The organism is Marinobacter sp. 1_MG-2023 (assembly GCF_030549045.1).
GTDB lineage: Bacteria > Pseudomonadota > Gammaproteobacteria > Pseudomonadales > Oleiphilaceae > Marinobacter.
Map to the genome: position 1 here is coordinate 32,574 of NZ_JAUOST010000003.1, position 25,750 is coordinate 58,323.

General features: G+C 54.3%; 20 protein-coding genes and 1 tRNA gene. 13 read left to right on the forward strand and 8 right to left on the reverse strand.

All coding sequences use genetic code 11. The features are described 5' to 3' along the window. Positions 1 to 88 precede the first annotated feature (88 nt). A complete protein-coding gene (plsY, locus tag Q4606_RS09595; RefSeq protein ID WP_303597663.1) occupies positions 89 to 679 on the forward strand; it encodes a glycerol-3-phosphate 1-O-acyltransferase PlsY in 591 nt (196 codons plus the stop codon). A 12-nt stretch (positions 680 to 691) separates the two neighbouring features. Here plsY and tsaD read toward each other — a convergent pair whose 3' ends face one another. Continuing rightward, positions 692 to 1,750 carry a tRNA (adenosine(37)-N6)-threonylcarbamoyltransferase complex transferase subunit TsaD gene (gene tsaD, locus Q4606_RS09600; protein WP_303607387.1) on the reverse strand — a complete coding sequence of 353 codons (1,059 nt, stop codon included), beginning with the start codon at positions 1,748 to 1,750 and terminating at the stop codon, positions 692 to 694. 250 nt (positions 1,751 to 2,000) lie between these two features. On the opposite strand from tsaD, the gene rpsU reads away from it, so the two are divergent. The 11 genes from rpsU (at position 2,001) to Q4606_RS09655 (ending at position 16,135) form a co-directional block, all read left to right on the forward strand. Then, positions 2,001 to 2,216: a 30S ribosomal protein S21 gene (gene rpsU, locus Q4606_RS09605; RefSeq protein WP_072794797.1), complete on the forward strand. Its 216-nt coding sequence runs from the start codon at positions 2,001 to 2,003 to the stop codon at positions 2,214 to 2,216. A gap of 149 nt (positions 2,217 to 2,365) precedes the next feature. Then, a complete protein-coding gene (gene dnaG, locus Q4606_RS09610) occupies positions 2,366 to 4,093 on the forward strand; it encodes a DNA primase (RefSeq protein WP_303597661.1) in 1,728 nt (575 codons plus the stop codon). 118 nt (positions 4,094 to 4,211) lie between these two features. Continuing rightward, positions 4,212 to 6,056 (forward strand): RNA polymerase sigma factor RpoD, encoded by a 1,845-nt coding sequence (gene rpoD / locus Q4606_RS09615; RefSeq protein WP_303597660.1) that lies wholly within the window; start codon positions 4,212 to 4,214, stop codon positions 6,054 to 6,056. A 96-nt stretch (positions 6,057 to 6,152) separates the two neighbouring features. After that, a tRNA-Ile gene (locus Q4606_RS09620) sits at positions 6,153 to 6,229 on the forward strand. 363 nt (positions 6,230 to 6,592) lie between these two features. Beyond that, positions 6,593 to 6,967 (forward strand): DUF4398 domain-containing protein, encoded by a 375-nt coding sequence (locus Q4606_RS09625; RefSeq protein WP_303597659.1) that lies wholly within the window; start codon positions 6,593 to 6,595, stop codon positions 6,965 to 6,967. Between the two features lie 26 nt (positions 6,968 to 6,993). After that, on the forward strand, positions 6,994 to 7,809 hold the full coding sequence (locus tag Q4606_RS09630) for an OmpA family protein (protein WP_303597658.1): 816 nt from the start codon (positions 6,994 to 6,996) through the stop codon (positions 7,807 to 7,809). Positions 7,810 to 7,978: 169 nt separating this feature from the next. Next, entirely contained in the window at positions 7,979 to 8,236 is a 258-nt protein-coding gene (locus Q4606_RS09635; RefSeq protein WP_303597657.1) for a YdcH family protein, read from the forward strand. 357 nt (positions 8,237 to 8,593) lie between these two features. After that, positions 8,594 to 9,931 (forward strand): alkane uptake protein AupA, encoded by a 1,338-nt coding sequence (aupA, locus tag Q4606_RS09640; protein WP_303607388.1) that lies wholly within the window; start codon positions 8,594 to 8,596, stop codon positions 9,929 to 9,931. Between the two features lie 13 nt (positions 9,932 to 9,944). After that, positions 9,945 to 13,193, forward strand: a complete 3,249-nt coding sequence (locus Q4606_RS09645) for an Ig-like domain-containing protein (protein ID WP_303607389.1) — start codon at positions 9,945 to 9,947, stop codon at positions 13,191 to 13,193. A 169-nt stretch (positions 13,194 to 13,362) separates the two neighbouring features. Then, entirely contained in the window at positions 13,363 to 15,660 is a 2,298-nt protein-coding gene (locus tag Q4606_RS09650) for a molybdopterin oxidoreductase family protein (RefSeq protein WP_303607390.1), read from the forward strand. Between the two features lie 19 nt (positions 15,661 to 15,679). After that, positions 15,680 to 16,135, forward strand: coding sequence for a DUF2489 domain-containing protein (locus Q4606_RS09655; protein ID WP_303597653.1), 456 nt, complete (start codon positions 15,680 to 15,682; stop codon positions 16,133 to 16,135). Between the two features lie 286 nt (positions 16,136 to 16,421). On the opposite strand, the gene Q4606_RS09660 is transcribed toward Q4606_RS09655, so the two are convergent. The 3 genes from Q4606_RS09660 to Q4606_RS09670 all read right to left on the reverse strand — a co-directional run bounded on the left by Q4606_RS09660 (position 16,422) and on the right by Q4606_RS09670 (position 20,977). Further along, complete coding sequence (locus Q4606_RS09660) at positions 16,422 to 17,786, reverse strand: aminoacyl-tRNA deacylase and HDOD domain-containing protein (RefSeq protein WP_303607391.1); 1,365 nt, start codon at positions 17,784 to 17,786, stop codon at positions 16,422 to 16,424. Positions 17,787 to 17,933: 147 nt separating this feature from the next. Continuing rightward, positions 17,934 to 20,009 (reverse strand): ATP-dependent DNA helicase RecG, encoded by a 2,076-nt coding sequence (gene recG, locus Q4606_RS09665; RefSeq protein WP_303607392.1) that lies wholly within the window; start codon positions 20,007 to 20,009, stop codon positions 17,934 to 17,936. Positions 20,010 to 20,017: 8 nt separating this feature from the next. After that, complete coding sequence (locus Q4606_RS09670; protein ID WP_303597650.1) at positions 20,018 to 20,977, reverse strand: hydrogen peroxide-inducible genes activator; 960 nt, start codon at positions 20,975 to 20,977, stop codon at positions 20,018 to 20,020. A gap of 76 nt (positions 20,978 to 21,053) precedes the next feature. On the opposite strand from Q4606_RS09670, the gene Q4606_RS09675 reads away from it, so the two are divergent. Beyond that, entirely contained in the window at positions 21,054 to 21,947 is an 894-nt protein-coding gene (locus Q4606_RS09675; protein WP_303607393.1) for an NAD-dependent epimerase/dehydratase family protein, read from the forward strand. Between the two features lie 36 nt (positions 21,948 to 21,983). Here the strand turns inward: Q4606_RS09675 and Q4606_RS09680 are convergent, their stop codons facing one another. The 4 genes from Q4606_RS09680 to gmk form a co-directional block, all read right to left on the reverse strand. Beyond that, on the reverse strand, positions 21,984 to 22,370 hold the full coding sequence (locus Q4606_RS09680) for a RidA family protein (protein WP_303597648.1): 387 nt from the start codon (positions 22,368 to 22,370) through the stop codon (positions 21,984 to 21,986). 81 nt (positions 22,371 to 22,451) lie between these two features. Then, complete coding sequence (locus Q4606_RS09685; protein WP_303597647.1) at positions 22,452 to 24,593, reverse strand: bifunctional (p)ppGpp synthetase/guanosine-3',5'-bis(diphosphate) 3'-pyrophosphohydrolase; 2,142 nt, start codon at positions 24,591 to 24,593, stop codon at positions 22,452 to 22,454. A gap of 178 nt (positions 24,594 to 24,771) precedes the next feature. Beyond that, positions 24,772 to 24,984, reverse strand: a complete 213-nt coding sequence (rpoZ, locus tag Q4606_RS09690; RefSeq protein ID WP_303597646.1) for a DNA-directed RNA polymerase subunit omega — start codon at positions 24,982 to 24,984, stop codon at positions 24,772 to 24,774. 88 nt (positions 24,985 to 25,072) lie between these two features. Further along, positions 25,073 to 25,717 (reverse strand): guanylate kinase, encoded by a 645-nt coding sequence (gene gmk, locus Q4606_RS09695; protein WP_303607394.1) that lies wholly within the window; start codon positions 25,715 to 25,717, stop codon positions 25,073 to 25,075. Positions 25,718 to 25,750: the final 33 nt, after the last annotated feature.

The window sequence follows — 25,750 nt, forward strand, 5'->3', positions numbered from 1 at the left end:
GGATACTGTAACAACACCGGCCTGCAAACTGAGGGCCGGCATTTTCGCACATATTACCCTGATACGTCTTTGTCCCTGAGCTCGCAACATGGCCTTGAGTGATCCGCTATTAACTGTTCTGTTGTGTATGACTGCCTATCTGGCCGGGTCGGTGCTCTTTGCTCTTCCGGTTTGCAGGATTTGGGGGCTGCCCGATCCTCGGGCTCAGGGCTCGGGAAACCCCGGGGCAACAAACGTATACCGGGCCGGCGGCTGGCTACCGGCTCTGATCACCCTGGTACTGGATGCGGCTAAAGGTTGGCTGCCCGTCTGGCTGGCGCACAACGCGGGCTTATCGGCTCTGGTGCAGGCCATGGTGGCGCTGTTTGCCGTTACCGGGCACATGATCCCGGCGTTCTATCGATTCAAAGGCGGCAAAGGGGTTGCTACAGCCCTCGGCGCAGGCCTTGCGCTGGCGCCAGTTACAACGCTCGCAATGGCATTTCTATGGCTACTCGTGCTTTGGCGCTGGAAAATCTCGGCACTGGCATCTGTAATAGCCATCATCAGCGGGCCGCTAATCAGCGCATTTATTGAGCCAGAGAATCTTCCCTTATTTGGTCTCCTGGCCATTCTCATTGTCGTGCGTCACCGCAACAATCTGATTCGCCTCGCCCAAGGAAGGGAAATCGGCTTTTAACGCTCCTCTGGCTCAATCCACCAGCCCTTGCAGCCGCGCCTCAGCTAACGACGGCAACTGATTCATCGGCCACCTGGGTACAGCGACAATCCGCTCCCCATCACATTGCCCCGCCTTCATACGCTGGGCACCGGCGTAGGCGATCATCGCCCCGTTATCGGTGCAAAACTCCGGGCGGGCATAAAATACCTGGGCGGACAGCTTTGCTGCCATCTTCTCAAGGCCGGCTCTCAGCCGTTTGTTGGCGCTGACCCCCCCGGCAATAACGAGGCGATCGCAGCCTGCCTGCTCGAGTGCTCGCCGGCACTTTATTACCAGTGTGTCCACAGCAGCCGTTTCAAAAGCCAGAGCAATATCAGCACGCACCTGATCACTGAGGGCCCCTGTTGCCTTTTTCTCGGCATTGACGGTGTTCAGCGTGTAGGTCTTCAAACCACTAAAGCTGAAATCCAAGCCGGGCCGGTCTGTCATCGGTCGTGGGAACTTATATTTTCCTGGCACACCCTGTTCAGCCAGCGCTGCTACCCTGGGCCCCCCGGGGTAATCCAGCCCTAACATCTTGGCAGTTTTGTCAAATGCCTCACCGGCTGCGTCGTCAACTGACTCTCCGAGCATTTCATACTCACCGATGCCATCCACTCGAACCAGTTGTGTGTGCCCACCGGAAACCAGCAGAGCCACAAAGGGAAACGCCGGCGGATTGTCTTCCAGCATGGGCGCCAGCAGGTGGCCCTCCATGTGATGCACGCCAAGTACAGGTATATCGAGGGCAAATCCCAGGGCGTGGGCTACCGCCCCACCCACCATAAGAGCCCCAATCAATCCCGGGCCCGCCGTATAAGCAATCCCCTCGATATCCTTTCGCGAGCGACCTGCGTCTGCAAGCACCTGATCACACAACGGCAAAAGTTTGCGAACATGATCACGGGACGCAAGCTCTGGCACGACACCGCCATAATCTGCATGCATGTCAACCTGACTGAACAGCGCGTGACTTAAAAGCCCCTTGTCGGTGTCAAACAAGGCGACGCCGGTTTCATCACAGGAAGTCTCAATACCCAGGATCAGCATATAATCTGGCCACATCGGTTAGCGAAAAATGGATAAGTGACGCGCATTTTAGCAGAAACCCGAAACTCACTGGCAGTTTCATCCAACAAACATTGACCTTGCCACGATCCAGGCGCTATCATTGCCGCCCTAAATTACGAACTGGTCGCATTTTAGCCAATCTGACCAGAAATCGAGAGAATCGAGCCGGTCTGGCACAGCCAGATGCGCATCAAAATGAAACCGAATCTATCAGGTAGGTGATTGTCGAATGCCAGCTGTTAAAGTGAAAGAGAATGAACCGTTTGACGTAGCACTGCGTCGCTTCAAGCGTTCTTGCGAAAAAGCGGGTGTACTTTCAGAAGTACGTCGTCGTGAGCACTATGAAAAGCCGACTTCCGTTCGTAAGCGCAAAGCAGCAGCTGCCGTTAAGCGCCATCTCAAGAAGCTTCAGCGGGAACAGCGCAAGTTCGAGCGTCTGTACTGAGTTACCGCAGACGCCGCTTGACTGCAAAGCACTGATTGCCTGTACAGCCACAGGCTGCACAGAGCGACCAAAAAATGCCGCCGGGGCCTGGCTTCGGCGGCATTTTTGGCTATTGGCCAAATGCGTGAAGTGCCTGATGTGGAGCCTCTATGAGCGGACTGATCCCCCAACGCTTTGTTGAAGACCTGCTCGACCGGGTAGACCTGGCAGAGCTGATCGGATCGCGCATAACTCTTAAAAAGGCCGGCGCCAATTACAAGGCGTGCTGCCCGTTTCACGATGAAAAAACGCCATCGTTCAATGTAAGACCGGATAAAGGCTTCTATCATTGTTTTGGCTGCGGTGCTCATGGCGATGCTATCAGCTTCGTACGTGAATTTGAGGGCCTGGGCTTTACTGAGGCCGTTGAAGAGTTGGCTCGCAGGGCTGGACTGGAAGTGCCGTACGATCAGGCTGCGAAGCAGGAAATCCAGCAGGCTCGAACGTTGACCGATGCGCTGGATTTTGCCAGTCGCTTCTATCAGTCATCGCTGCATAGTCAGCAAGGCGCTTTCGCCCGTGACTACCTGAAGCAGCGCGGGCTGGATGAGAGCATTATTCAACAGTACCAGGTGGGCTTTGCGCCTGCCGCAGGCACGTCGCTGTTTGATGCCGCGAGCAAGGATCTTCAGGGGCCGCTGATTGAAACAGGCACAGTTTCTGATAAATATGGCCGGCCCCGGGACCTGTTCCGCAACAGGATCATGTTCCCGATCCGCAACAGCCGCGGAAAAACCATTGCCTTCGGCGGGCGGACGCTTGGGGACGACAAGGCCAAGTACATCAACTCTCCGGAGTCGGATGTATTTCACAAAAGCCGGCAGATTTACGGCCTGTTTGAAGCAAAGCAGGCACTGAAACAGCTCGACAAGCTGCTCGTAGTAGAAGGCTACATGGACGTGATTGCCCTGGCCCAGCATGGCATTCATTACGCGGTTGCGACCCTCGGCACAGCAACAAATCAGGACAGCCTGACGGCCTTGTTGAAACAGGTACGTCATGTCGTTTTCTGCTTTGACGGTGATCAGGCCGGTTTCAGAGCCGCTGACCGGGCAATGGACAACGCTCTTGAACTGATGGCAGACGGGCTTCACCTGCAATTCCTGATGCTTCCGGAGGGCGAAGATCCGGATACGCTGGTACGCAAAGAGGGCGCAGAGGCTTTTCAGAAGCGTATTGATGGCGCCACCCCGCTCTCACGGTATCTGTTTGACCGACAGAGCGAGGGTCTGGACCTCCAGCTACCGGAGAACCGGGGCGAGCTCAGAGCCAGAACCGAGCCGCTGCTGAACAAAATGCCCAGAAGCACCCTGCGGGATGCCATGTGGCACGAAATGCTGCGTCTGTGCGGAGGCCGAAACCAATGGCAGAACCGCCCTCCCCAGCAGTGGGGCAAAGGGAAAGGTGAGCGACGGGATCGCATCACCGAAGAGCGTATCGACGTAAAGTTGAGCAAAGACAGCATTCTGTGTCTGGCGCTGCTGGAAGCACCGGATATGGCAAGTGAGATTACCGAACTGGCACTCCATTCCCGCCAGTACAATCAGGCCCGGAATTTTGCGGGTTTTATTCTGGAGCACGAAATCCGGAATCGAAAAGCATTGATAACAACGCTGGCTTTGAACAGCCAGGCGCGTGAACGGTTCTACCATCTGTTCGACGGCATAGAGCATATCCCTGCACGGGAAAGCACTCTGGCCGCTGCAAGAGAGATGCTGAGCCCGAACGAAGAAGCATCAAGGCAGCAAAAGCTGGCCACTTTATTGCGCAACTTCGCAAACCTTACCGCCGAGGAACGGCAAGAGCTGCGAGAGCTAAGCGGGGGAAGCCCGGATTAGCAGCACTTGAAACTTGGCGTACTGATCACCATCTAACCATTCGGTGGCAGAGCATTAGAGCGACAGCTATAATGGCTGTTTAATTTTCTCTTTATTTAAGCGAGTTCACAGGGTGTCTATGTCAGGCAATTCGCAGAAATCACGTTTGAAAGACCTCATCGCACGAGGCAAGGAACAAGGCTACCTGACTTACGCCGAGGTAAACGACCACCTCCCGGAAGACATTGCCGATCCGGATCAGGTCGAAGACATTATTCGCATGATCAACGATATGGGCATTCAGGTGTCTGAAGTGGCACCGGACGCCGATACTCTGTTGATGACCGACGGCGACTCCACCGCCGACGAAGCAGCCGCTGCTGAAGCCGCTGCTGCCCTCGCCGCCGTAGAATCTGACGCCGGTCGTACTACTGACCCCGTGCGCATGTACATGCGTGAAATGGGCACAGTGGAACTGCTGACCCGCGAAGGCGAAATTGTCATCGCCAAACGCATCGAAGAAGGTATCCGCGATGTCATGGCAGCGGTTTCTCACTTCCCCGGCACCGTAGGCACTGTGATCCAGGCCTATGATCGCATCATCGAGAATGAAGGCCGTATCAGCGATATAGTGACGGGCTTCCTTGATCCTGATGGCGCTGAGCCGTTCATGCCGGAAGAGCCCGCCAAAGCCGAAACCCCCGACTCGGAATCTGATGACGATGATTCAGACGATGAGGAAGAGGAAGAAACCGAGAGCGGACCAGATCCTGAAGAGACCCGCCTGCGTTTTGAACTTCTCAGGGAGAAGTTGACCGAAGCCGAGGCATTGCTTGCCAAACACGGTCGCGCTGACAAGAAAACCCAGGCAGCCCTTAATGAGCTGGGCCAGGTCTTTGCCCCATTCAAGCTGGGTAATAAAGCATTCGATGAGCTGGTCAATGTAGTTCGCTCCACCAACGACCTAGTGCGCCAGAATGAGCGAGCGATACTGCAAATCTGCGTCCGCGACTGCAAAATGCCGCGCAAGGATTTCATCAAATCCTTCCCGGGCAACGAAGCAAATCAGGATTGGGCAGAAAAAACCATCAAGAGCAAAAAGCCTTACGCTGCGGCTATGGGCGAGCGCATTGATGAAATCATCCGGCTTCAGAAGCGCATACAGAATGTGCAGACCGAAGTGGATCTGGATGTTGTCGACATCAAGGAAATCAACCGCCGCGTTTCCATTGGTGAGGCGAGAGCTCGTCGTGCCAAGAAAGAAATGGTTGAGGCCAACCTGCGACTGGTGATTTCTATCGCGAAGAAATACACCAACCGCGGCCTACAGTTCCTCGACCTGATTCAGGAAGGCAACATCGGCCTTATGAAGGCCGTCGATAAGTTTGAATATCGCCGTGGCTATAAATTCTCTACTTATGCCACCTGGTGGATTCGTCAGGCCATCACCCGCTCCATTGCGGATCAGGCGCGCACCATCCGTATTCCGGTGCATATGATTGAGACCATTAATAAGCTCAACCGTATTTCTCGCCAAATGCTTCAGGAAATGGGCCGCGAGCCTACTCCGGAGGAGCTCGGCGAGCGCATGGAAATGCCTGAAGACAAGATTCGTAAGGTACTGAAGATCGCCAAAGAGCCAATCTCCATGGAGACACCGATTGGTGACGATGAAGACAGTCACCTTGGTGACTTCATTGAAGACATACAGGCGCTCTCGCCAGTGGATTCGGCAACTGCTGAAGGCCTGCGCGAAGCTACCCGCTCCGTTCTGTCAGGCTTGACGGCTCGTGAGTCCAAGGTACTGCGCATGCGCTTTGGTATCGAAATGAACACGGATCACACATTGGAAGAAGTCGGCAAACAGTTCGACGTAACCCGTGAGCGTATCCGTCAGATCGAAGCCAAGGCACTGCGCAAACTGCGTCATCCTTCCCGTTCCGATCATCTGCGCGGATTTATTGACGATCAAGGCAACGGATAAGCTTCACAACAGTAGCGGGCGCCGCACCTCCCCGGTATAATGGCGCCCGCTTTGTTTCCCTAAGGGGAAACACTTTCCTGACAGCGTTCGCTGAACGGGCCTATAGCTCAGTTGGTTAGAGCAGAGGACTCATAATCCTTTGGTCCCTGGTTCGAGTCCAGGTGGGCCCACCATTACTCGAAAATATCTTGCCAGCTCCACCCGGCAACTCTCACAGCCCCATTCACTTGACCCCGACCTCCCATGACAGCTTGTTCACTGCCCTGCCGACCAATTTAATCTTTTTTTTCAAAAACTTATATTCTGCATGCGCAATCATGCCAAGCGTTCAGCGGCTTATCACTCCGGGTTTGTTGCGAATCAGTCATGGTCGATTGCCTGCTGCCTGCTAGAGTTATGGTGTGGTGAGCATGGCATTCCGTCGTTTTACGGCACATCTCGCCGTTCATAAAAGTCCGTCAACCCCGACGGCAGGATGATTTCGTGCGTAAAACACGTTCCTGCATAGCTTACATATTGCTGAAAGGAGATCGTGCATGAACAAATTCAAGTCGATGTTATACACCGCCGGGATTACTGGCGTCGCTCTTACTATCGGTGGTTGCGCCAGTTCTGGCGAACGGCCCGATTCAGACCTTCAGTCTGCGGAGAGTTCTCTTCAGCAGGCCGTTGCCGCAGATGCCCGGAAGTTCCAACCGGTGCTGCTCAACAACGCGCAGAATAAGGTCGCCGATGCGAAAAACCTGATCGAACAAGAGCGGTACATCGAGGCCGAACGCCTTCTGGAACAGGCTTCCGTCGATGCTCAGCTAGCAGGCGCGCGCGCTGATACTGAAAAAGCACGCCAGGCTGTTGAGGAAATCAACCAAAACATTGAATCAATGCGCAACCAAATCAATCAAGACCAGTAATCGCCATATCTGGAAAGGAGACTGTTATGAACAAACGCAACATAACACTGGGCGTGGCTGTGGGCTTGTCAGTGCTGGTCGCCGGCTGCTCTTCAACCCCGACGGAAAACGCGATGGTCGATGAAGCGCGCGCCTCTTACACCAAAATCAAAGATGATCCGGATGTCGCACGCAGTGGCGATCGCCAACTCAGAAGTGCGAGAGATGAGCTGAGCCGCGCCGAGTCTTTGCTGGAAGACGGCAAGGACACGGTTCTTATTGAGCATGCAGCCTATCTTGCCAATCGCCATGCACAGATCGCCAGCGAGCAGGGTGAGCGCGCACGCTTGCAGGAAGAAATAGACTCGGCTGAAGAGCGCCGTCGCGAATTAATGCTCAACCAACGCTCCAGTGAAGCCGAGCAGGCCCGCAAAGAAGCTGAAATGCTGCGACAAAGAATGGAAGAGTTGCAAGCAGAGCGCACTGATCGTGGAATGGTTCTGACACTGGGCGATGTTCTGTTCGACCTTAACAAGGCCGACCTGAAGTCATCAGGGGAACGAACCATAGGCCGCCTCGCACAATTCATGCGGGAGTATGAAGACCGTAGAGTCAGCGTGGAAGGTTATACCGACAGCACTGGCGAAGAATCTTACAACCAGCAACTGTCTGAACGCCGCGCCGAAGCTGTCCGTGATGAGCTGATCTCTCAGGGCATTGAGCGGCGCCGTATAGAGACAAGAGGCTACGGCGAGCAGTATCCCGTCGCCGGCAATGACACTTCCTCTGGTCGGCAACAGAACCGCCGCGTAGAGATCGTCATCTCGGATGAAGACGGACAGATCGAGACTCGGCAAGACTGAGTGTCACCGAGCATGATAGAAACAAGGAAGTGAGTGCCCGGCGGCGCTCTTCCTTGTTTCCGTCAACCGGGCAGAATTCCGGCGCATTGACGAGGATCAAGCATGCCCGTGTGAAACGGCCTAAACTGAATTTGGTTAATGTGGTTACACACCTGAGGAGAACTAACGAATGCCACTAGAAAAACACGATCTTCTACGTGAACTGCCGGAGTCTAAAGACGCCATTCATAAACTGAAAACGACAGACCAGCATTTTGCGAAGTTGTTCGAAACTTATCACGACACTGATCATGAGATACATCGCATTGAACAGGGTGTCGAGACCACCTCCGATGAGTATCTGGAAGAGCAGAAGAAAAAGCGGCTGAGCCTCAAAGACGAGCTTTACGGCATGATCCGCGATTATGAAGCTTCGATGGCAAGCTGAGCCAGATAAGTCGCAAAGAACCCCGCAATTGCCTGCGGGGTTCGCTTCGACCTCCTAGCGTTTCCTTACCCCCCCCGATTTTCCCTGGAGCCGCCCCGGCTCACAAATGGCACCAGCATGTTACCTACCATCGCGCAAATTAATTATTTGCATAACCAATTGTATTAAATATGATTTTTGGTAATTTCTCCCGCACATGGTCATTCCGACAGGATATCGTGTCAAAAGTGCCAAGGCCCTAGAAAGACAAGCCCCCTACACTTCCGGGTGTAAAGAATTACCAGCCGTATCCAGTCCTACTCTGGGGCGCTGAATTACGGCAAGAGTATAAAAACAATGAGATAATGGAGTGTATCAATGGTCCCCACCTCCCGGTTTCCAGCACGGGCGCTGAGCCTAGCGGTTGCAGCAGTATCCACAGCTCTCTCTATGTCGGCGTCAGCCAGCATGGGCAATATCGGTACAACTTATGGTGTCATGCCCATAGACGTTGCTACCGCCCAGTCTCTCTCCATGTTTAATGACCAGGTGTCCGCCACTTATTATAACCCGGCGGCTCTCACCCGGGATGAGCGAGGCGAGCTGACATCTGGCATTCTGCACGCTGATCAGGAACTGCGGTCGGCAAACCCTAATGCCAATGGGGATGTGGTTTCCAGCTCTCCCAGCCAACACGTACTGGTCGGAATGAAAACCAACCTGGGTTCTCTTACACGCTTTGACCACCCCCTTTACCTTGGTTTCATTGCCGGCGTGGAAAAGTACGGGAAAGAAATGCTGGCATTTGATTCCCAGACCTCATCCAATGGCCAGTTCCTGCAATATGGGAAAGAGCCTCTGTTCCTGAACCTTGGCGGTGCCACCCCTATATGGCGCGGTATTTCGGTGGGCGTATCCGCACGCATAACCCTGGATGCAACCGCTGATCTCGATGCAGTATCCACACTCGGCGGGGAAACCAGCCGCGAGCGCCTGGCAGTGAATGCCAAGCCACAGGTTAAAACCATTATTGGCACCACCGTCGATCTCGGTAGCACTTTTTGCCCGGAAAACAGCTGCTTCCTGCAAGGCTGGGAAGCAGCGTTCACTTATCGAACCAAGTCATCAGCTTCAACCGCTGTTGATTCAAACGTTATCGTTACGCAAACGATTCCCGATCCGGGCCTCAGCCTTGTCGTATCCACAATCGATTCATTCCAACCGGAAACCTTCGGATTCGGGACGCAATACCGAGGTGAAAACTGGCGCATTGGCGGCAGCATCGAACAGCAGAACTGGTCTGAGCTGTCGGATGAATTCAAAGACGATACGATCAAAGATCAGGCCACTATCCCCGCCGCCAGCCGCATTCAGTTCAACGATACGATAATTCCACGTATTGGTGCTGAGTACGACCTCAACAAAAACTTTTCCATACGGGGCGGATTGGCCTACGAAGAGTCGCCTCTGAAAACAACTCGCAACCCGGAAATCAACTACCTGGATACCGACAAAATTGTCGTTGGCCTTGGCGTTAGCGCCACCTACGACCACACTCGCCTTCTGGCCTTTCCTGTACGTTTTGACCTGGGCTATCAATACCAGCAGCTGCAAGAACGGGATTTCACCCTGGTCGACTACGAGGGTACGGAAACCGACGTAACAGCAGACGGCGATGTCCACATTATCAGTGGCTCAGTAACCCTGAAGTTCTGAGGAGAAGGTTGCCATGAAGTACAACAAGATCCTGGCATTGATTCCCGCCCTGCTACTCGCAGCCTGTGGCGGAGATGAACAGACAACGAACCAGAAAGTTACACCTGGCTCAGTCATTTACTCATACCCCGCAGATGGGCAGTCTGATGTCAGCCCTGAAGCAGATATTGTTATCAGGTTTTCACACGCCATAACTGAAGATATCACCGATCTTTCCAGCAAAATTGAAGTAAATTCAGCTGGTGCCTCTGCAGTGTTCGATGTTGAAAAAGTCGATGAAGGCAGGAGTCTGAAGCTCTCCGTTAACAACTCCCTGAACAGAGCTGCAAACTACTCCGTCACTTTTAACGAGCCACTTCTTGCTGAGGGTGGACGTTTGATCGAAACGCCGGAGGGTCTCGGCGATCGGGGCGTTCAGTTCCAGACCCGGGGCAGCCTCTCAGGGTCTGCGGGCCTGGCGAACACCTCTGATCGCTTTGGCGTTGCCTGGAAGGTACCGGCGAGCGATGACCAAACCGATAAGAGCTTTCAAGCGCTAAACTTTTCCACGTTCCGCCTCGCCATGACCCAGCCAGTACATCCGGACTGGAAAGGGCTCGGCGGCTCGATTGAAATGCTGGACCAGAATGAACAGCCTGTGCCTGCCACCATTCTGGTCAAAGGCAATCGCATTACGGTCGACCCTTGCGTCACACCGGATCTGCAGCAGTGTGGCGGCAAACGAGACGTCCTTAACAGTGGTGAAACCTATACGCTCAAATTAACCAACCTGGCGAGTCTGACAGACTCCGGCGAGGGTAATCGGCTAACCCGGAGCTTCAGCTTTACCCCCCGAGACACCGGCCCGACAGTCGTCTTGAAGCAAAGCGCAACGGATTCGGGTCTGGCTGCCGGCGAAGCTGAAGGAGATGTAACAAGGTCCATTCTGAACAACCAGATCATCAATGGAGTCACACTGAATTCGGTGCTTCAGGGTATCGCCGGCCCTTCCCAGCAAACCGGTGACTTATTTGCAGAGCTGGCATTCGCACCCTCATTTGAAGCAACAGAAGCACTCCCTCTGCGTATAGCCAAGGGCAGCATTCTTCGCAGTACCAGCCTGGATGTTCTGGTTGGTGGTGTTGTGCCGGTCACAGAAGCGGTAAACCCTGGCGAACCTGTTGGTCCCTTACAGAAAACAGGTGACATCAAAGTAACGATGACTTCTGATGCATCCGGTTACCTGAGCCCGAACCTCTATACCGATGACATCAACGCTCCCCGGCAAATCACATTGTTCATGGATGTATCCATGAACACCGCGGAGGCCCAACCAAACGCCTCTCTATCCCAGGATCTGATGGGCGTGGAGCTGCGGGGCATCGCGATCGTGAAGGACGGCGTACTCACTATCGATGCCATTGGCATGGTGGAACCTAATTTGCTTGGGCAGGAATTCACAGACTCAACCATTGCCTTTCACCTTAAGGCCGCCACAGATGCAGAGTCTGCTCTGGATGCAGAGTTGGATCGCGAACTGGACAACACCTCGCCGAAACTGCTGAGCTGGACGCCAGGTGCCGCTGACGCAATTCCCGCCACCAGGCAGTCCATGCACCGCCCCGGCGACCCGGTGATCCTGTTCTTTGATGAGCCTCTGGACCCTGCATCCATCAGGAATGGCGTCAGCCTGTATGCAAACGGGCAGCATGAGAAAGACCTTCATGCCAGGCTTGATGGCACAACCCTCATACTCAACCCTGAGGGCGGTTTGAAGCAGGGTGTTTCCTATCTGGTATCGGCTCGAGGTGTGGCCGACCTTGCCGGAAATACTGCAATGGTAGAGGATTTGAGCTTTGAACTTGACCCGACAGATACTGCCGCACCCTCCGTAACCCAGGCCCCGCCTCTCGCACTGACAACTTATCCGGGATTTCCTTGCGAAACGACCTATGACGCCATTGATCTTGCCGCAGGGGTACACGGCCAGTGCTGGGACGCCACCTCCGGTGGACAGGAGGGCGACGTGCTTCCTGTGCCGGAAATGCCTGAAAATCGCCCTATTGTTGTCATTTTCTCTCAGCCGATGAAGCTGGCCTCAATTCGGCCTGAGGAAACCTTCGTTGTTGAGAAAGTCGCTGCCGACAAAACCCCGATTGAGACGGTAGCCGGTCGTCTGGAGAAAAATAACCAGCGTATCCGTTTCTTTCCAGACCAGCCCTGGGAGCGCGATGCGTTCTATCGTTACACCATGAAAGTTAACCGAGCGGCACCCAATTGCGCCCAGGAAAATCCGACATCGATCTGTGGCGCGAACATGCTACCCCTGAAAACAGATCTGCTTGAGGGGCTGAATGGTGGTGGTAGCGGTGACAACTCAATGTCCATCTACTTTAAAGGCGTGGCAGGGCAGGAATCGGTATTTACCCCGCTACGAAATCTGCCTATTCGCGACACCAATGCCAACTTCCGCATTGATTGCAGCTCGAACGATGATACCAGCTGCATCGAACCTTTCGCCCATGAAGGCAGCGATGAAGATGGCTGGTCGCCCTCCGCCAACACAACGAAACTGAGCGTCAAAAACAACCAGGCCTCTGCCACACCTGGACTGGTTTCCGGAAAGGCGGAGGCCCGCGTAGGTTGTGAAACGGGGGAGCGTTGCCCTAGAAACAAGTTTATCTATCAAACATATGCACTGAACACGGAAGTAAAGGGCCCGGGCATATACAAGCCAACTGGAGAGAAGGGCATACTGGTGGATCTCTACCCCACCATGCTCGCAACAACGTCGGTCAGTGTGTTCGTAGAACTCAAGGTTCTTGGCTTTATCCCACTTATGGAAGAATCCATCACCAATACGCAAATCATTCGTATGCGCTACACCCAAGACCCAAGCTGTGCGGGTGATGCCGGCTGCCCACGAAACCAGCTTATACCCGGAGCCATTATTGAGGGCGATAACGGACAGCCGGTGTTCAAAACACAAGTTGAGTTGATGCTGGATGCGCCAGATATGGAAATCCCCCTGGGTGGCACCCATGACCTTTACGCTCGGGAATTTATTTTTGACCTCGAGGGCGATATCACATTCTTCGATGATGGCCGCATGCAGATAGAGCAACGCAATATCAACCTGGTCGATATCAACGTGAGCGCAAATACCCTGGGGATACCCAATGCAGGCCTGATAACTATAAATCTACCCCTGCAGATACCGGTTGGAGGCACCTACCTTAATTTCATAACCAATCCCGTAAAGGACCTCCCCGCAGAGGAATGAACCCGCTGCAACGTTTATCAGGCCAGTCTCCGGACTGGCCTCTTTTATAGCGGAAACAACGACTGACCGTTTCCTACCCCAACGTTTCCCTACACCAGCGTTTTCCTGCTAATCTGGTTGCACAATGAAACCCAACCTGTCACAACAAAAAATATCAGGAGAGATCTTCATGGATAACGGCACCCATTACCGCACCTGTCATCTGTGCGAAGCCATGTGCGGCGTTGCCATTGAAGTGAAAGGAGGCCGCATTGCATCCATTCGCGGAGATGACAAGGACCCGCTGAGCCACGGACACATTTGCCCCAAGGCCGTCGCTCTGCAAGATCTCCAAGAGGACCCAGAGCGTTTGCGCAAGCCGGTTCGCAAAACCTCCACCGGATGGCAGGAAATGGAATGGGATGAGGCTTTCAGCCGGGTCGCCGAAAAACTCCATAGCACGCGCACAACCCATGGTCGCAACAGTATCGGCGTGTACCTCGGCAACCCGAATGTACACAACCACGGCTCGCTAATCGCCACCATGCCCTTTCTACGTGCCATCGGCACCCAGAACCGGTTTTCAGCAACGTCTAATGACCAGCTGCCACACATGCTTGCAAGCCTGGAGATGTTCGGTCACCAGGTTCTGTTCCCCATACCTGACATAGATAACACTGACCTGTTTATCTGTATTGGCGGGAACCCGATGGCATCCAATGGCAGCCTGATGAGCGTTCCGGACTTCCGTGGCCGCCTGAAAGCGCTGAAGCAGCGTGGTGGCAAAATGATTGTTGTGGATCCACGACGCACGGAAACGGCCCGACAAGCAGAGGAATTTTATTTCGTTCGACCCGGTACCGACGCCTTCCTGCTGATGGCCATGGTGAACACTCTGTTTACCGACGGGCTGATCCACCCGGGACCTGCTGAGCACCTTATAAAAGACATCGACCTTTTACGGCTGGCATCCCTGCCCTTCACTCCTGAAACTGCGGCTGAGCGTACAGGTATTCCCGCCGAGACCATACGTAATCTCGCGCACCAGTTGGCAAGCACTCCCAAGGCTGCTCTCTATACCCGAATGGGTACGAGTACACAGACATTTGGCAGCACAGCTACCTGGCTGGCCTACTGCCTGAATATTCTGACCGGGAAGCTGGACTCCATCGGCGGTGTCATGTTCACGCAGCCGGCAATTGATCTGATCGCTCTGGGCGCCATGTCTGGCCAGCGAGGCCATTTCGGCAAGCGTCACAGCCGCGTTAAAGGGCTTCCAGAATTTGCCGGTGAATACCCTGCCAGCACCATGGCAGATGAAATACTCACCCCAGGCGAGGGGCAGGTTCGTGCCTTTGTGACTGTCGCCGGAAACCCGGTGCTCTCCAGTCCCAATGGGCGCCGGCTGGACGAGGCGCTGAGCGGCCTGGATTTTATGGTGTCGGTAGATTATTACATCAACGAAACCACACGCCACGCGGACATCATTCTGCCCCCGACCGCCGCTCTTGAGCGCAGCCATTACGATATCATTTTCAATATGCTCGCAGTGCGTAACCTGGCCAAATACAGCGAAGCGCTGTTTGATGCCGGACCCGACAGCCGGCACGACTGGCAGATCCTTCTTGAACTGGCCCACAAGCTGGAGAAGTTACGCAAAGGTGGAAAGCTTCCTGTACGTTCCGAGTTGGGCTGGCGGGCATTCAAGCAGCTAGGCCCTGACCCCATTGTTGACCTGCTTCTGCGAACTGGCCCCTATGGCACGGATACGGGTCGCGTTCGTGGGATATTGGAGCCGGCCATGAGTCTGCTGCAGGGGCTGTTGCCCAAAAAACACGCGTTGCGAAGTCTCTCTCAGCTAAGTTCACTCAATCCGCAATGGCAGGAACTGCCCAAAGGCCTGTCTCTCAAACGCCTCAAGGAACATCCCAGCGGGATTGATTTGGGCGCTCTCAGGCCAGCCCTGCCAAATCGCCTATTCACACGGGACGGTAAAATAAATCTGGCTCCACGCCGTTACCTCGAAGACGTAGAACGCCTCCATCAGCAGCTTTCAGCGCCACAGCCATCAGGTGAATTGCTCCTCGTAGGAAGGCGCCATGTGCGTAGCAACAACTCTTGGATGCACAATAGCCAGAGGCTAGTGAAAGGCAAGGAGCGCTGTACGTTGCTGGTGCACCCGCAAGATGCAAGTAGACTGGGCCTTCACGAAGGCGGCCAGGCGGAAATCAGCACTGCTGGCCAGCAGATCGTCTTACCTGTAGAGATTACAGAAGACATGATGCAGGGTGTGGTTTCTATCCCCCATGGTTGGGGACATAACCGCGAGGGCACCAAGCAATCCACCGCGTCCCGACACCCTGGAGCAAGCATCAACGATGTATTAAGTGATGATCATACCGATCCGGTTGCGGGCACTTCCGTATTGAATGGTCAGCCAGTAACTGTCAAAGTCTGGCAGCCGAAACAGCAACGTAAATCGGCCTGACTAAAACAGGGAGAACAGAATGCCTGAGTGGCTGAAGTGGGGCCTGATTATTGCCGGTGCTATCGTCATCATTGTGTTGTTGGGCTTTATCCGACGGCAAATGCTTGTATTGTCTGAGAGCCGTAAACGCCAGCAAAAGGCAGAGGCTTTTCAGACAAAGCGGCGTCAGGAAATGATCGACAGCATTCGCGTTATCGCAATGGCAATAGAAGAGGATCAGGTCGAATATTCGGAGGCTTGCCTGCGCATCAAAGGCCTCCTCGACCATGTTGCGCCCCAGCTTATGGAAAAACCGCCCTTTCGGGTCTTTATAGAGGTGTATGACCAACTTCGGCATATGCCCACCCACCAGGCGCGCCAGGATACGGAAGCACGTTTTGTCGAGAAAATGGATAAGGAAAGATTCGAGGTAGAAAAGCGCCACGCCGATGAAATACGCCGTGCTGCGACCGCCATTCGAAATCACTCGTTCTAATCAGCACCAAGGTTTGTGTTTTTTTGTAACGGAAAGAATTGCAGAGGCTATTTTTACTAATTCAATATCAACAGCTTGCTCATAGCAGAGAAAGTGACAAGGCGCTCAGGTTCAATTTTCCACCTCAAACACCTTTTCTTTTTGCAGGCGTTGTCTAAATTGAAAACAGGACGGTACTTTTCTTCTGCATCAATTTACCGCCCCGCGTTGTTTCTCCTGAAACGTTCGGACGACTCTGCTATGAGCGAAAACCTCGCCGGCCTTATTCCAGGGGCCGGCTTTTTTGTTACTGACCCATCATGCCGGCCATTGCCATAATATCGTCTTTACCAGCTACCAATTCATCAAATTGCTCTTCTACCTGCTTGCGATCCAGCCCGAGCTCTTCAAAAACCTCCTCGCCAATGCTTTCGCTGGCGCCCAGAGCTATGCCTCTCTCCGTTAATAGTTGCCTACCCAACCATAAAAGCCTGGCATAAACCCAGTGATCGCCTTTGTAACCACGGTGTTTTTGATACCGGAGCGCCAGAGTGACCTCTTCCGGCATACTCCAGTTCTCCATAAGCTGCGCGGCAATCTGCTCGCGGGTGATACCCAGCAGATAATGCTCGGTTACCGAAGAATCAATGGTCGAGTTCACTTCCAGGGAACGGCATACCAGCTTGAAGTGGGGAGGAAAAACCTGAGCCAGCAAAAGATAGCCAAAGTTATGCAGCAAGCCAGCAAGGTAGGCCAACCCGAATACAGGCCTCTCGCCTCGAGGCATCATGCTCGCCAGAACACCTGCCGACTGGGCCTGCCAGATTGCTTGCTGCCAATAATCCACATAGCCATCCGGATGATCCTGAGGCGGCTTGAGCGTGCGCCCGAGGGACAGCCCCATAGCCAGGTTCATGACCATATCAAACCCGAGCACTCGGGATACCGCATCGTGAACCGATCGAACCTGCCCGGCAGCCGCATAAAAAGAAGAGGATGCCCAGCTGACTACCTGCGCAGCCAGGCTGGGGTCACTCTCAACAATATCCACGAGATCGCCCATCACAGCATTCGGATTCACCCGCAAGTGAATAATGCGCTGGGCGGTTTCCGGAAGCGGCGGAAGCTCCAGCGTATCCTCCAGTCGCTGCTGAATACGCAGGCTGGTGAATTTCTTTATCGCAAAAGTCAGCTGACTGCGATCACTGGCCGGGTCATCCAGGTTTACCGCAATATTTTCCGAGGCCACTGTAAAAGGCCGGCGATCAGCATTCGACGTCAGCGCACGAAAATCTTCAGCAGGCATTACCATGGCGAGATTCTGTTCGCCCAGCTCCAACGCTACTGAGGGCAAGTCATCGACCCGGCGATCGACTATGGTCGGCCAGCCTGTTAGTGAAGGCAGTGCTGGAAGCTCCCTGAGCCCGGCTCGCTCTTTCGCGCGAACCTGCTCCCGGGGCTTCATAAGGCGAAATTCCTGCTCCAGCTGTTTGTTCAAACGCTCCAGGTCAATCAGATCCTCTTTGCAGCAAATAGCCTGAAGGTTCTCTGGCCCATCTTCGAGCAACACCATTCGCAACAGCTCGTGCCTGTTAGCCTGACGTGCGTCCCTCAGCGATACACCCTTGGCTGCATCGCCCAGAGCTTGCTGAACCGTGACAGGTAGTTCCATCGTCTTCTCCCGAAGTGTCGCTGCTTGCCATCCGGCCTTCAATTCTGCCGAAAGGTCTTCAGTATAAGCCATGGCGTCAGGCTAAACGTTGACATAGAGCCAGTTAGTGCAGTTGCACTAAAGGCTGTCCATGCGCGCCGAATCGGTTCATACATCGCCATAACGTGTTTTTTCACCCAGCCAACGCCTGATCAGAGCCTGCACCAGCTGTGGGTATTGCATCAGTTCGGGTGCCATTTCACGCACCGGTTCAATCCAGCCCTTATCTCGCTCAAAGTCTGCCAGCCGGAACTGCATCATGCCAGTTTGCCGGGTGCCCAGGACTTCACCAGGCCCTCGTATTTCCAGGTCTTTTTCAGCAATAACAAATCCATCCTGACTGTCACGCAAGGCCTGCAATCGAGCTTTGCCGTTGGCAGACAAAGGAGGATGGTACATGAGCACGCAGAAGCTGGCCTGTTCGCCGCGGCCAACCCGCCCCCGTAACTGATGAAGCTGGGCCAAGCCCAGGCGCTCGGGGTTTTCGATAATGATCAATGACGCATTGGGTACATCCACGCCCACTTCTATTACGGTTGTAGCAACCAGAAGGTCCAGTTCGCCTTGCTTGAACCGCGCCATTACGGCTGCTTTTTCTGACGATTTCAGTCGCCCGTGCACCAACCCGATCTTCAGCCCCGGCAACCGATCTTCCAACTCCCGAGCCGTCACTTCTGCCGCCTGGCACTGCAAGGCTTCGGATTCCTCAATCAGTGTACATACCCAATAAGCCTGGCGACCTTCTGTGCAAGCGCTGCGTACGCGTTCAATAACATCGTCTCGACGGCTGTCCGGGATTACAATGGTCTCAATCGGTTTGCGGCCTGGCGGTAGCTCGTCTATCACCGAGGTATCAAGATCCGCATAGGCGCTCATGGCAAGAGTGCGCGGAATAGGCGTCGCCGTCATGATCAACTGATGCGGCGCAAGGGTTCCGCCTACACCCTTCTCTCGCAGAGCCAGGCGTTGGTGCACACCAAACCGGTGCTGCTCATCCACGATAACCAACGCCAAACGATGAAACAACACGTCATCCTGAAACAGTGCATGAGTGCCAATCACCACGCTGGCAGCACCAGAATGTACAGCTTCCAGAGCGTCTTTCCGGGCTTTACCTTTGACCTTGCCGGAAAGCCAGGCCAGCTGGATGCCTAGTGGCTCAAGCCACCCGCAGAAATTTTGATAATGCTGCTCGGCGAGTATTTCTGTTGGCGCCATAAGAGCCACCTGTGCGCCTGCCCCGATGGTCTGAATGGCTGCGAGCGCAGCTACCACGGTTTTCCCGGAACCCACATCGCCCTGAACGAGCCGAAGCATGGGCAGTGGCTGGCTGAGATCCTGCCGAATATCGCTCATAACGTGTTTCTGGGCGCCCGTCAGCGAAAACGGCAACTCATCAAGAAAGCGCTCAGCCAGGTTCCCGACTGGCAGCAGCGGCAGAGCCTGGCGCGCCAGGATCTGTGCGCGAACCTGCAGCATGCTCAGCTGGTGGGCAAGCAGCTCTTCCATAACCAGCCGCTGCTGTGCCGGGTGGCGCCCTTCCATCAACAGGTGAACCGGAGCATTGGCTGGCGGTGAATGTACCAACTGGACAGCATCACTGATTCCAGGGAGTTGATAGCCAGCCAGAAGCTCAGCAGGCAACCAGTCACGAATCGGATGACGCTGAAGATACCCTAGAGCCTGCTGACACAGGCCTCTCACCCTGGGTTGCTGTATCCCTTCTGTCAGCGGGTAAACCGGCGTGAGAGTCGCCTGGGCCTCTGGGGGCATGGGTGGTGGGTTGGTCTGGTATTCGGGGTGATAGAACTCATAGCCGGCGCGACCGGGGCGGACCTCGCCGAAACAGCGAACACGGGCGCCTTCCGCAAGCTGGTTTTTCTGGGCTGCGTTAAAATGGAAAAACCGCATGACCAGAAAGCCGCTGTCATCTTTCAGCGTAACCTGTAGGCTGCGGCGACGCCCCATTACCAGGTCCGCCTTCATCACCTCGCCCTCTACAACGGCTACATCGCCGACTCTCAAACTACCCATGGGTATGATTCGGGTACGGTCTTCGTAACGATGGGGAAGATGGAACAGCAAATCCTGCAGCGAGGCGATGCCCAGCCGCGCAAGCTTCTCAGCAAGGGCGCTTCCTACGCCCTTAAGCTCTGTAACCGGTATATCGTCCAATGCGGCCATGGTTGAGGTCAGTCCGTTGCGACTGCAACCGGAGTGTCCACTTTCGCTTTCTCAATCACCCGGCACTGGCCGGCCGCAAGCGAGAGCACATCGATAGCTTTGGGCCGCGGGAAGGTTACCCTCCAGGCCAGAGCCACCGTGCGGGATGGCACAGGCGGGGCAAAGGGCCGGGTTACAAGTACGTCCTTTTGATACTGCATGCCGGTAGCGGCAGAAAGCGGCAGTACCGTAATTCCCAAACCAGAGGCAACCATATGGCGAATGGTTTCCAGAGAGCTGCCCTCAGTTACAAGTGATGGTGAGCCAAGATCGGCACGCCGCGTAACCGCTTCAACCAGGGGCGGGCAAGATTCCAGCACTTGATCCCGAAAGCAATGCCCGGGGCCAAGCAGGAGCAGCTGTTCATGGGCGAGTTCATCGCCAGTAATCTGTTCCTTTTGCGCCAAGGGGTGATCTGCAGGCAGAAGCACAACAAATGGCTCATCGTAGAGCGGCAAGGTGAGGACTTCTGACTCTTCAAATGGCAAGGCGATAATAATAGCGTCCAGCTCGGACTGGCGCAGTTTCTGCCGCAGGTTGGCAGTATAATTTTCTTCAATATACAGCGGCATTTCTGGTGCCGCACGGCGCAGCTCCGGCAAAAGGTGCGGAAAAAGATAGGGGCCGATCGTATAGATTGCCCCGACCTTCAACGGCGAATTCAGCTGACTTTTGCCATCCTGAGCCATATCCCGGATCACGCCTACCTGATCCAGAACACGCTGGGCCTGCTCCACAATACGCTGACCCGTTTCTGTTACGCGGATACTGCTTTTGCTGCGCTCGAATAACGAGATACCCAGCTCGTCTTCCAGCTTTTTGACCGCAACACTGAGTGTTGGTTGGCTGACGTGACAGCGCTCAGCGGCCCGGCCAAAATGCCTTTCCCGTGCAAGCGTAACGACGTATCGTAACTCCGTAAGAGTCATGGTGATCTCCGGTCAAATGGATACGGGTCAAAGTTTCACTGATTTATCGTCTAAAGGATAAGGATTGATATTGTCTATGGCAATCACTGAACGTAATAGCATGCCAGGAATTCTCATTGCTGGTTGTGGCAAGCTCGGAGGCGCCATCGCCAGCAGTCTGAAAGGCTCGGCACAGGTCTATGGACTCCGCCGCAATCCGGATAAGGTTCCAGAAGGCATAAATGCTATTGGCGCCGATTTGACTTGGCCGGAGTCCTTGACTGGCAAGCTTCCGGAGAACCTGGATAGCGTGATCTACTGCCTGACCCCTTCCAGTTACGACGAGCAGGGTTATAGAGATGCCTATGTTAACGGCCTCTCTAATTTGCTTGCGGCATTAGGCGACCGGAAACTCAAGCGGCTCTTTTTTATCAGCAGCACAAGCGTTTATGCCCAGGATGATGACAGCTGGGTTGATGAAACCAGCGCGGCCTCACCCGCCCGCCTTACGGGTCAACAAATACTGGCAGGTGAACAAACGGCACTGGAGAGCGGTCATCCCGCCACCATTATCCGTTTCAGTGGAATTTATGGGCCGTCAAGAAGACGCTTCCTGGAGGAGGTTATTGAAGGCCGCATGAATCCGGTAAAGCCTGCACCGTTCAGCAACCGTATTCACGAGGAAGATGCTGCTGCAGCTGTTTCTTACCTCAACGGGCTGGCGTTTGCAGATAAGCCTCTGGATACATGCTATGTGGCCAGTGATTGCGAACCGGTTCGTCTTGATGACGTAGTTGATTGGGTTCGGCAACAGGTTCCTTGCGCTGAGCCTGTTGCCGATGCCCGAAAAGGTGGCCGGGCGGGCAGCAAGCGCTGCAATAACCACCGGCTTCTGCAAACGGGATTTACCTTTCGATACCCGGATTATCGGGCTGGGTATCGCGCAATGATCGATGAAAGCCAGGCACTGAAACGAACAAAGACGGCCTGAGCCGCCTTTGTTCCTGCCTGAGAAATCCGTCCGGTATCAGCTAAGCACCATCACAGCTTCCACTTCTACTGGAACACCCTTGGGCAACGCTGAAACCTCAACGGCCGCGCGGGCCGGATAAGGCTCAGGAAAGTATGTAGCCATAATTTCATTCACCGTGGCGAAGTTGGCCAGGTCGGTGACATAGATATTCGCCTTGACGATATCCTTAAGCTCTCCACCAGCTGCTTCACACACCGCTTTAAGGTTTTCGAAAACCTGGCGGGTTTTGGCTGAAAAATCCCCGGCAACCACTTCCATGGTTTCAGGATCCAGCGGAATCTGACCAGAGATGTAAACCGTGTCACCTGCCTTTACGGCCTGAGAATAGGGACCAATTGCCTTAGGGGCATTTTCAGTCTGGATTACGGATTTATTGGTCATACCGTTCAACTTCCTCTCGTCTAAAACGCTAATCGTCGCCCTTCGGTGCCGGAGCTGTCAACTACCACAAGGCGCTGCGGCTCAGTATTTCACACGGTTGATCGAGGTAACGGCCCTGATGTTACGAACCCTGCGCATGACACGGGCCAGATGCTTACGGCCTTGAACCTTGACGACCAGGCTAACCACACCGAAGCGAGCATTCTGCTCGTCCACATTAATGCGCTCAATATTACCATCGGCCATCGCTACCGCGTTGGCGACTTCCGCAATCACCCCTCGCTGGCGCTCAAGCTCAACGCGCAGCTCTACAGAGAATTCATCGGTAATGTCCTTGGCCCAGGTAAGATTGGTCAGGCGGGACCGACCTTCATTATCTTCCGGCAGGCGAGAGCAGGTATCGGAATGAATCACCATACCACTTCCGGAATCCATCACCCCGACAACAGGATCCCCGGGGATCGGCTTGCAGCAAGTGGCAAAGTGAACCAGCATGCCTTCCGTCCCGCGTATGGTTACAGGCGCAGCTTCACCACTCTTGATGTCGGTTTGCGAGTCCCCGGGCTCAGTACTTTCAGCGCCACTGACAAGCTGACGCGCAACCAGGTAGGCCATACGGTTGCCCAAACCAATCTCACTGACCAGGTCATCAAAACTGTTAACCTGGTTATGGTTAACAACCGCTTGTTTCTGGGTATCGTCAATGTCGGCCAAACGAACACCAAAACCTTTGAGAGACTTTTTCAGCAAAGCGCGACCCAGATCAAGCGACTCGGCCTGCTTTTGACTGTTAAGGGTGTGACGGATGCTGCTGCGCGCTTTGCCAGTTACCACGAAACTGAGCCATGCAGGATTCGGGCGGGCACCCGGCGCTGTAATAACCTCGACAGTCTGGCCACTCTGCAGGGGCCTGCTGAGAGAGCCCAGATTCCGGTTTATCCGACAGGCCACCGTCGCATTGCCTATGTCCGTATGAATTGAATACGCGAAATCCACAGGCGTTGCGCCTCTTGGCAACTCCATGATTTTACCCTTTGGAGTAAATACATAGATTTCATCCGGGAAAAGATCCACCTTCACGTGCTCGATAAACTCAAGGGAGTCATCTGCGCGCTCACGCATTTCCATCAAACCCTTAACCCAACGGTCTACCCTCGCCTGGTTCACACTGGTTACGCTGGTCGGCTCGTTTTTATACATCCAGTGCGCAGCGATTCCGTCGTTGGCGATATGCTCCATTTCCTCGGTACGGATCTGGACTTCGATATTCACATGCATGCCAAACAGGGTCGTGTGCAGTGACTGGTAGCCGTTGGCCTTTGGCATCGCGATGTAGTCTTTGAACCGGCCAGGCATTGGTTTATACAGACTGTGAACCGCCCCCAGAACCCGATAGCAGTCGTCTTCGTTATCCGTAATGATGCGGAAGGCGTAAACGTCCATGATTTCATAGAAGGATTTCTGCTTGAGCTTCATCTTGTTATAGATGCTGTTCAGATGCTTCTCACGCCCGAGAATGCGCCCCGGAAGGCCTCTTTCTTCAAGCTTTTCCTGCAACCGGCCTCGAATTTCCTCAATGATCTCGCGGTGACTTCCACGAAGCTTGTCTACAGCCTTGGATATATAGCGAGAGCGCATGGGATGCAGAGATGAAAACCCCAAGTCCTCCAGCTCAGTGGAGATCGCATGCATACCAAGGCGGTTAGCGATCGGGGCATATATATCGAGGGTTTCTGTGGCAATACGCTGACGCTTTTCGTAGGGCATGGGACCCAGCGTGCGCATGTTGTGCAAGCGATCGGCGAGCTTCACCAGGATAACCCGGATGTCCCTGGCCATCGCCAGGGTCATTTTCTGAAAGTTCTCTGCCTGGGCTTCTGCCCGGCTGCGAAACTCTATCTGGGTCAGCTTACTGACGCCATCTACCAGTTCTGCCACATCATCGCCAAACTGCTCTGCCAGAGCATCTTTGGGAATACCGGTATCTTCTATAACATCGTGGAGCATCGCTGCCATCAGGCTTTGATGGTCGAGCTTCAGGCCGGCAAGAATATGAGCGACAGCAAGGGGGTGTGTTATATAACGGTCACCGCTTTTGCGCATCTGGCCTTCGTGGGCCTGCTCGGCGTAATAGTAAGCCCTTCGCACCTGATTAATGCGATTGGTATCCAGATAGGTACTTAGCTCAGTTGCCAGTCCTTCTACCGTAGCATTTAGCGACACCACACCTCCATAACCTTCCGACTCCAAACATTGCCGGCCCAGAGACAAAAAAACCCGAATGCATGCATCCGGGTCTTCCTTCTGTCCTTCCAGCAACCATCTATAGCTACACTATAAAACTGCGGAGACAGATTTCAATGCTTTCCTTTGTTGCCGGGCCAAATATGCCCGTGCAACCTCAATCTTCTTCGATTTCGGTCAGCAGATCACGACTGACCAGACCGCCAGCAATTTCGCGCAATGCGATTACCGTGGGCTTGTCGTTTTCTTCTGCAACCATCGGCTCGGCACCTTTGGTGGCAAGCTGACGGGAACGCTTGGTAGCCAGCATGACCAGCTGGAAGCGGTTATCAACGTGTTCCAGACAATCTTCAACGGTAACTCGTGCCATAACTTCCCCGACAAAATAAAAATGACTGATTTAGCAGACCGCGTAGTTTACTGCCAGCGGCACAATTTGTATACAGCAAAAGCCCGTATCAGGCTTTCCTTTCGGGTAGCTCTGAAAGCGTCGAGAGCAGATGCCCGTGTCGTTCCTGCTGGGCCACGATCTTCAGGCGCTGGCTGCGAACGATCGCCAGCAAGTCACCCAACGCATGGTGAAATTCATCGTTCACGACCAGGTAATCAAACTCAGCCACGTGGCGGCACTCTTCACGCGCTTCCTGGAGACGGAGCTCAACGACCTCGGAAGCATCAGTACCACGGCCCACGAGACGATCCCGCAAAACTTCAGACGAAGGCGGAACAATGAAAATGCTGACGCACTCAGGCACGAGGCGTCGTACCTGCCCCGCGCCCTGCCAGTCGATCTCCAGAATGACATCACTCCCCTGGGCAAGCATCTGACGGACCCAAACCTGAGACGTGCCATAGTAGTTACCAAAAACATCTGCATGCTCAAGGAAATCACCGCGTGCAATCATCGCCTCAAACTGGTCACGGTTGACGAAGTGATAGTTAATACCGTCTTTCTCGCCTTCGCGCATGGGGCGAGTTGTATGGGAGACAGATACTCCAAGCTTTTGGTCGGCATGCAACATTTCTGCTACGAGACTGGTTTTGCCAGCGCCCGATGGCGCAGAAATGACGAACAAAGTACCCGTTTCACCGACCTGACTCATGACTCGACAACTCCTGAACTGGATCTGGCCGCC

Coding starts and splice junctions, on each gene's coding strand:
- rpsU (WP_072794797.1), top strand. CDS start 2,001: ATGCCAGCTGTTAAAGTGAAAGAGAATGAACCGTTTGACGTAGCACTG.
- dnaG (WP_303597661.1), top strand. CDS start 2,366: ATGAGCGGACTGATCCCCCAACGCTTTGTTGAAGACCTGCTCGACCGG.
- Q4606_RS09635 (WP_303597657.1), top strand. CDS start 7,979: ATGCCACTAGAAAAACACGATCTTCTACGTGAACTGCCGGAGTCTAAA.
- Q4606_RS09645 (WP_303607389.1), top strand. CDS start 9,945: ATGAAGTACAACAAGATCCTGGCATTGATTCCCGCCCTGCTACTCGCA.
- Q4606_RS09680 (WP_303597648.1), bottom strand. CDS start 22,370: ATGACCAATAAATCCGTAATCCAGACTGAAAATGCCCCTAAGGCAATT.
- Q4606_RS09625 (WP_303597659.1), top strand. CDS start 6,593: ATGAACAAATTCAAGTCGATGTTATACACCGCCGGGATTACTGGCGTC.
- plsY (WP_303597663.1), top strand. CDS start 89: ATGGCCTTGAGTGATCCGCTATTAACTGTTCTGTTGTGTATGACTGCC.
- gmk (WP_303607394.1), bottom strand. CDS start 25,717: ATGAGTCAGGTCGGTGAAACGGGTACTTTGTTCGTCATTTCTGCGCCA.
- aupA (WP_303607388.1), top strand. CDS start 8,594: ATGGTCCCCACCTCCCGGTTTCCAGCACGGGCGCTGAGCCTAGCGGTT.
- Q4606_RS09630 (WP_303597658.1), top strand. CDS start 6,994: ATGAACAAACGCAACATAACACTGGGCGTGGCTGTGGGCTTGTCAGTG.
- Q4606_RS09655 (WP_303597653.1), top strand. CDS start 15,680: ATGCCTGAGTGGCTGAAGTGGGGCCTGATTATTGCCGGTGCTATCGTC.
- Q4606_RS09670 (WP_303597650.1), bottom strand. CDS start 20,977: ATGACTCTTACGGAGTTACGATACGTCGTTACGCTTGCACGGGAAAGG.
- Q4606_RS09650 (WP_303607390.1), top strand. CDS start 13,363: ATGGATAACGGCACCCATTACCGCACCTGTCATCTGTGCGAAGCCATG.
- tsaD (WP_303607387.1), bottom strand. CDS start 1,750: ATGCTGATCCTGGGTATTGAGACTTCCTGTGATGAAACCGGCGTCGCC.
- recG (WP_303607392.1), bottom strand. CDS start 20,009: ATGGCCGCATTGGACGATATACCGGTTACAGAGCTTAAGGGCGTAGGA.
- Q4606_RS09675 (WP_303607393.1), top strand. CDS start 21,054: ATGGCAATCACTGAACGTAATAGCATGCCAGGAATTCTCATTGCTGGT.
- Q4606_RS09660 (WP_303607391.1), bottom strand. CDS start 17,786: ATGGAACTACCTGTCACGGTTCAGCAAGCTCTGGGCGATGCAGCCAAG.
- rpoZ (WP_303597646.1), bottom strand. CDS start 24,984: ATGGCACGAGTTACCGTTGAAGATTGTCTGGAACACGTTGATAACCGC.
- rpoD (WP_303597660.1), top strand. CDS start 4,212: ATGTCAGGCAATTCGCAGAAATCACGTTTGAAAGACCTCATCGCACGA.